The sequence below is a fragment of the uncultured Microbulbifer sp. genome (genome assembly GCF_913055755.1).
Classification (GTDB): domain Bacteria; phylum Pseudomonadota; class Gammaproteobacteria; order Pseudomonadales; family Cellvibrionaceae; genus Microbulbifer.
Window position 1 is genome coordinate 1 of the sequence record NZ_CAJXKH010000136.1, and the last position, 6,976, is coordinate 6,976.

Here is a 6,976-nt window from a genome sequence, read left to right on the forward strand (position 1 = left end):
GTGCAGCAGCTACGTAAACCAGACCTAATGCTTCCATTGTTTTCTCCAAAGTAAAGTTAAGAGTTGTTGAAGTTGATAGTGAGTGAAAAAAGTCAGTAAACCGACAAAACCTTGCTCTCCCCCGGCCAGATACCAGACGGGGGACGGCACGACCTTACTGGTCGTGCGCGTGTTCCTCTTCCCGGTTGTGCGCCATGGCCATATACACGGTAGTCAACACCATGAATACGAATGCCTGCAGGGTAATTACCAGGATGTGGAAAATGGCCCAGCCCATCTGCAGCAGGCCGGCGCCGATAAAGCCCAGAACACCAACACCGAACACGATGGCGATCAGGATGAAGATCATTTCACCGGCATACAGGTTACCGAACAGACGCAGACCGAGAGACACCGGCTTGGCAATCAGGGAAACCGCTTCCAGCAGGAAGTTGAACGGGATCAGGAAAATATCCACATACCATTTGCCGGAGTGGAAGGGGTGCAGGGTCAGCTCTTTGACAAAGCCGAGCACGCCTTTTTCCCGGATGCTGAAGAAAATCATCAGTGCGAATACTGCCAGCGCCATACCCAGGGTGGCATTCAGGTCGGTAGTGGGAACAACCTTGAAGAATACATGGTGCGGATCGACGCCGGTCGCCGCGGAGGCACCGTGGGCGAAGGCCAGCGGCAGCCAGTCCACCGGCACCAGGTCCATAAGGTTCATCAGGAATACCCACACAAAGATGGTCAGCGCCATGGGGGCGACCATGCTGTTGCGATGGGGGAAGGTGTCTTTGACGACTTTATCGATAAAGTCGACCACCAGCTCCACAAAACTCTGGAAACCGGAAGGGACGCCGGGGGTGGCCTTTTTGGCGGCGCGGGCAAACAGGAAACAGAACAGAAGACCGAGGCCAATGGACCAGCCCAGGGTATCCAGGTGGATCGCCCAGAAGCCCATGTCCGCAGCTTCCTGACTGCTGTGGGCAATGGTCCAGGTGGAATCAGTAAGCACGGTACCGTCGGCGCGGGTGTAGCCGGCGGGCAGTTTTCCGTATGCGAGATTTTGCAGGTGGTGCTGTATGTAACCCGTTGCGGTTTGTTCGGCAGCCATAGTTCCTCAACACGTTCTAAGATAAAAAATCTGTTTCACGGAACCCTCTGCCTGCGCGGGTTATCGATATCCTGGCGCAGTCACTCTTCAGGGGTTCCAGGGCCGCCGCTACTTCGTTGCATGCAGGCGCGCCACGAGAATCCATTGCAAAATCACACACAAGCCGTAGCTGATAAACAGCACCGCCGCATTCAGCGGCTTTACCGCGGCGAACACCGCCGCGAACCCTGCCAGGGTCATCACGAACTTGCCGGTTTCGGCGCGGTAGAAACTCGCTACCGTGCGCTGGCTTGCGCGCGCGCCGCGTAACTTGCGGCCGCCCGGGCCCAGAAGCTCAAAGGCGCGCAGGCCAAAATACAGGTTCGGCAGCAGGCACAGCAGGCCGCCGAGCAGGGCGGAGAGGGCGACCACCCGACCTTGCGTCAGTTCGAGCGCAAGCGCAGCCAGCAAAACGACTGCCAGCTGGATCAGCGAAATCTTTACTACCGGGGGGTTTCGCATAGGCGGGATAGACCGGCCAGATTTTAATCTCCGCCCAAATTTTGGGCGTGCGAATTATGTCGGAAGCAGCCTGGCGATTCAACTGGAAAATCCCGTCAGATGGCCTGTCTTTCTCGCCCATTTAGCACAGTTTAGATAAAAAGTTGGCGCTCACTTACCGAAGAAGGGAGCGCCAATTTGGTGCGTCATTTTAGTGCGAAATGACGGAAACGTTGCAGTGGTAACGGTTTCCGCGGGGTACCCCTCAATCCTCGCTGTAACCCAGGTGCGCGAGGATGCCATCCAGCTCGTCGAGGCTGGTGTATTTGAGCACCAGCTTACCCGCACCCTTGTCACCGTGATCGATGGACACCGGCACCCCGATCTTTTCCGCCAGGCGCTCGCTCAGGCGGCGAATGTTCGGGTCGACCGCGGGCTTTTTCGCCGCCGGCTTGCCGGCCTGCTCCTGGATGCGGCGCACCAGGGCTTCGGTCTGGCGAACGGTGAAGCCGCGATCCACCACCTGGCGGGCGGCGTCGCGCTGGACCTCGCCGGCGAGCCCGAGCAGGGCCTTGGCGTGGCCGGTCTCGATATCGCCGCGCTCGAGGAAGGTCCGCACCTCGTCGGTGAGGCTGAGCAGGCGGAGCAGGTTGGTCACCGCGGTGCGGGACTTGCCCACCGCTTCCGCAACCTGTTGCTGGGTGAGCTCGAACTCGTCCTGCAGGCGCTTGAGCGCGATGGCTTCCTCCACCGGGTTGAGGTCTTCGCGCTGGATATTCTCGATCAGCGCCATGGCAATGGCGGCTTCGTCGGCGACTTCACGCACCAGCGCCGGCACCTTGTCCAGCTGTGCCAGCTGCGCGGCGCGCCAGCGGCGCTCGCCGGCGATGATCTCGAATTTGTGCTCGCCGACAGGGCGCACCACGATCGGCTGCATGATGCCCTGGGCGCGAATGGAATCGGCCAGCTCCTGCAGGGACTCCTGCGGGAAGTCGCGGCGCGGCTGGTAGCGTCCGCGCTGCAGGAATTCGATAGGCAGGTCGCGCAATTCACCATCGACACGCTCGACGATATCGCCGTTGCGCTCGCCGGTAGCTACCGCAATGGCCTCGCTGGCGTTACTGCTGATCAGATGGGAAAGCCCTTTCCCGAGGCCTTTGCGTTTGGCGGCCATAACTTGTCTACCTCAGTCTCAAACCGCTTCCGCAACCGGGCGGGAACCATTGCTGTTGTGATTGCTGCTGTTCTGGTTGGAACTCTGGCCGGCAGCGTGGCGACGGGTGATTTCCCCGGCCAGCGCCAGATAGGCGATAGCGCCCTTGGAGTTGCGATCGTAGTCCAGCGCCGGCTTGCCGAAGCTGGGGGCCTCGGCGAGGCGCACGTTGCGCGGAATACAGGTGCGGTACAGGCGGTCGCCGAAATACTCGGACAGCTGCTCGGATACATCGCCGGTCAGGCTGTTACGCGGGTCGTACATGGTGCGCAGGATGCCCTCGATCTTGAGATTCGGGTTTGCCGCCTGCTGTACCTGAGTGATGGTATCGATCAGCGATGAGAGCCCCTCCAGCGCGTAGTATTCGCATTGCATGGGGATCAGCACGCCGCCGGCAGCACACAGCGCATTGACCGTGAGCATATTCAGGGACGGCGGGCAATCGATGATGATGTAGTCGTAATCCTCGCTGATCTGCTCCAGCGCCTGGCGCAGGCGGGACTCGCGGCCATCCATTTCCAGCAGTTCCACTTCCGCGGCGGACAGGTCGATATTCGCCGGCATCAGGTCGTAGCCGCTGGCAGTGGGCACGATCGCCTTGCGCGGCGGCAGCAGGCTGGCGAGCACGTCGTAACTCGACAGCTGCAGTTCGCTCTTGTCGACGCCGCTGCCCATGGTCGCGTTGCCCTGGGGATCCAGGTCGATCAGCAGTACCCGGCGCTTGTTGGCGACGAGGGACGCTGACAGGTTGACGCAGGTGGTGGTCTTGCCGACTCCGCCTTTCTGGTTGGCTACCGCGAAAATCTTGCTCAAGTTTCTGGTCCTGTTGTTCCCGGCTGCACTGCTTCCTGTGGCCAGTCGGGCTCGCCGCTGGGTCCGGCGGACCCGGAACGTGCGGCAGCGAAAGCGCAACCGCGAACATCTGCCCGGCGCGCTGGTGTTGTAATCTGTTCGGCCCGGGAAATTTCCCGCTGGGGCGGCGGCCTAGTCCGTGCGGCTGAGTACGATCAGATGCCGCTCGGCATCGCAGCCCGGTACCGAAAGGGCATGGATCCGTTCGACCTTAATGCCTTTTGGCAACGCACTCAACTCATCTTCCGGAATCTTGCCCTTCATCGCATAGAACCTGCCCTCAGGAGCGAGTAAATGCTCACTCCCGGCAACCATATCCTGCAGCGATGCAAACGCCCGCGAGACCACGCCGGCATACTTTTGTTCGGGCTGGTAGGCCTCCACTCGCTGGTTGACCACATCGATGTTTGCCAGTTTCAGCTGGCTCGCGACCTGAAACTGGAAGCGGGACTTCTTGCCATTGCTGTCCAGCAGGCTGATGGGGCGGTGCGGGTGCACGATGGCCAGTGGGATACCGGGAACCCCGCCGCCGGAGCCGACGTCGATCAGCGGCGAGGTGTCGTCCGCGGAGGTGCCACAGAGGTTCACCACGCTCAGACTGTCGATGATATGGCGCTCGAGCATCTCTGCCGGGTCGCGCACCGCGGACAGGTTGTAGGCGGCGTTCCAGCGGGCGAACAGGTCCAGGTAGGCCAGCAGTGTGTCCTGCTGCGCCTCGCTGAGGTCCAGGTTCAGTTGTTCAGCGGCCTGCTGCAGCCGTGGGCGGAACTGCTCCATCGGCTCACACCGCCTTTTTGCGGCTCAACAGGCCGCGTTTTTTCAGCTGGATCAACAGCAGCGACACCGCCGCGGGGGTGACGCCGGGCACGCGGCTGGCGCGGGCCAGGGTATCCGGGCGCGCATCGGAAAGCTTCTGGATCACTTCATTGGAAAGCCCGGAAACGCCCGCGTAATCGAAGTCGACCGGCAGGGGCGTGTCCTCGTAGGCCTGCAGGCGCTCGATTTCGTCCCGCTGGCGATCGATATAGCCGGCGTACTTGGCGGATATCTCCACCTGCTCGGCGACGCGCTCGTCGGCCACCGGCTCGCCTTTCAGCCCGGCCACATCCCCGTACTCCAGCTCCGGGCGCTTCAGCAGATCCATCAGGCTGTACTCGCGGGCCAGCGCCTGCGGCAATTTCCCCTCAACATCCTTGGCGGCATCGGTGCCGGGCTGGATCCAGGTTTCCCTGAGGCGCTGCTGTTCGCGCTCGATGGACTCACGCTTGTCGCAGAAGACGGCCCAGCGGCGATCGTCCACCAGGCCGAGTTCGCGGCCTTTCTCGGTCAGGCGCAGGTCGGCATTGTCCTCCCGCAGCAGCAGGCGGTATTCCGCGCGGCTGGTAAACATGCGGTAGGGCTCCTTGGTACCGCTGGTGATCAGGTCGTCCACCAGCACGCCCAGATAGGCCTCGTCGCGGCGCGGCGACCAGGCGTCCCTGTCCTGCGCTTGCAGTGCCGCATTGGCGCCGGCGAGCAGGCCCTGGGCGGCGGCCTCCTCGTAACCGGTGGTGCCGTTGATCTGGCCGGCAAAGAACAGACCGCCTATGAATTTGGTTTCCAGTGACGGCAGCAGGTCCCGCGGGTCGAAGAAATCGTATTCGATGGCATAACCGGGGCGCGAGATATGGGCATTCTCGAAGCCCTTGATGGAGCGCACCAGGTTCATCTGCACGTCAAACGGCAGGCTGGTGGAGATACCGTTGGGGTAGAGCTCGTTGGTGGTCAACCCCTCCGGCTCGATAAAGATCTGGTGGCTGTCCTTGTCCGCGAAGCGGTGCACCTTGTCCTCGATGGACGGGCAGTACCGGGGGCCGATGCCCTCGATCACCCCGGAGTACATGGGCGAGCGGTCGAGGCCGCCGCGGATGATGTCGTGGGTATTCTGGTTGGTGTGGGTGATCCAGCAGCACACCTGGCGCGGGTGCTGGTCGCGGCTGCCGAGATAGGACATCACCGGCAGGGGCTCGTCCCCCCATTGCTCCTCCAGACCGGAGAAGTCCACCGAGCGCGCGTCGATGCGCGGCGGGGTGCCGGTTTTCAGGCGCTCGACCCGGAATGGCAGCTCGCGCAGGCGCGTCGCCAGGGCAATGGAGGGCGGGTCACCGGCGCGGCCGCCAGCGTGGTTGTCGAGGCCAATGTGAATGCGCCCGCCAAGGAAGGTACCCGCTGTGATGACCACTGTGCGGGCGTGGAAGCGCAGCCCGGCATTGGTGACGACACCGGCCACCCGATCATTTTCCACAATCAGGTCGTCGGCAGCCTGCTGGAACAGGTCGAGATTCGGCTGATTCTCCAGAATGTTGCGGATCGCGGCCTTGTACAGCGCCCGGTCGGCCTGGGCGCGGGTGGCGCGCACCGCTGGCCCCTTGCGCGCGTTCAGTACCCGGAACTGGATACCGCCCAGGTCGGTGGCTTCCGCCATGGCGCCACCGAGGGCATCGACCTCTTTGACCAGGTGGCTTTTGCCGATGCCACCGATCGCCGGGTTGCAGGACATCTGCCCCAGGGTCTCTATGTTGTGGGTCAACAGGAGCGTACGGGCGCCCATGCGCGCAGCCGCGAGGCTGGCCTCAGTGCCGGCGTGACCGCCGCCTATGACAATAACGTCGTATCGAGTGGGGTAATCCATAGGTGCTCTTGCTGGACCGCCGCAGGTGCCGGTTTTTGGCCGGTGATACCCGAGTCGGGTTGGAAAAATGGGGGCACATTATAGTCAGCTTGAACTGTGCAAAAAAGCGGCACGGCGAAAAATCGTTTTCGGCTCTCTTTTTACTAATTAATTAATTTATACATATCTCACGTATAAGTATGTTTTTGTATTTATAGTAATTATTAGAGGTGGCCGATTTTATGTATAATCGGAAAAAATCGATAAAAATCAGTAGGTTAGGGTGTTGTTAAGCAGGTCGCAAACCCCTGTGCGGAGGCAGGGGTAACCGCGGTACAGTCCTGTGGACGGCCGGGATAACTTTGGTCGCTTTTTGTTCGGCAGCTATTTGTCCCAGACTCATGCCCGTATTTTTATCCCGTTTGTCCCAAGCTTTGTCCACAGAGGGTGAAAAGTACCTGTTACCGCTGGCGGTCTGTGGGTAAATCTGTGGGTTTGCGGGATAAAAATCTGTGTGGTGGCGGTGGACCGGGGTTCAGTCTGGATAACTCTGTGGATTACTGTGGGCAAGTCCTGTGGCCGGGCGGGGAACTAGGTGTAGACAAGTAGGGGATGCGGGGCGGGGGGGACCCCACCCCAGGCAGGGAAGCGTTTATTTGCCGATGCAGAAACTGCCGAAAATCTT

At 61.1% G+C, this 6,976-nt stretch carries 6 protein-coding genes; all 6 read right to left on the minus strand.

The window, feature by feature from the left end; all coding sequences use genetic code 11:
• Window positions 1-154 precede the first annotated feature (154 nt).
• Window positions 155-1,096: a F0F1 ATP synthase subunit A gene (gene atpB, locus QZ511_RS15895; RefSeq protein ID WP_295803903.1), complete on the minus strand. Its 942-nt coding sequence runs from the start codon at window positions 1,094-1,096 to the stop codon at window positions 155-157.
• A 108-nt stretch (window positions 1,097-1,204) separates the two neighbouring features.
• Window positions 1,205-1,597, minus strand: coding sequence for an ATP synthase subunit I (locus QZ511_RS15900; protein WP_295803904.1), 393 nt, complete (start codon window positions 1,595-1,597; stop codon window positions 1,205-1,207).
• 244 nt (window positions 1,598-1,841) lie between these two features.
• The gene (locus QZ511_RS15905; protein ID WP_295803907.1) at window positions 1,842-2,750 is read right to left on the minus strand and encodes a ParB/RepB/Spo0J family partition protein; all 909 of its coding nucleotides are present in this window, start codon (window positions 2,748-2,750) and stop codon (window positions 1,842-1,844) included.
• A gap of 18 nt (window positions 2,751-2,768) precedes the next feature.
• Window positions 2,769-3,602, minus strand: coding sequence for a ParA family protein (locus QZ511_RS15910; RefSeq protein ID WP_295803911.1), 834 nt, complete (start codon window positions 3,600-3,602; stop codon window positions 2,769-2,771).
• 171 nt (window positions 3,603-3,773) lie between these two features.
• Window positions 3,774-4,418, minus strand: a complete 645-nt coding sequence (gene rsmG, locus QZ511_RS15915; protein WP_295803913.1) for a 16S rRNA (guanine(527)-N(7))-methyltransferase RsmG — start codon at window positions 4,416-4,418, stop codon at window positions 3,774-3,776.
• 4 nt (window positions 4,419-4,422) lie between these two features.
• Window positions 4,423-6,312, minus strand: coding sequence for a tRNA uridine-5-carboxymethylaminomethyl(34) synthesis enzyme MnmG (gene mnmG / locus QZ511_RS15920; RefSeq protein WP_295803915.1), 1,890 nt, complete (start codon window positions 6,310-6,312; stop codon window positions 4,423-4,425).
• Window positions 6,313-6,976: the final 664 nt, after the last annotated feature.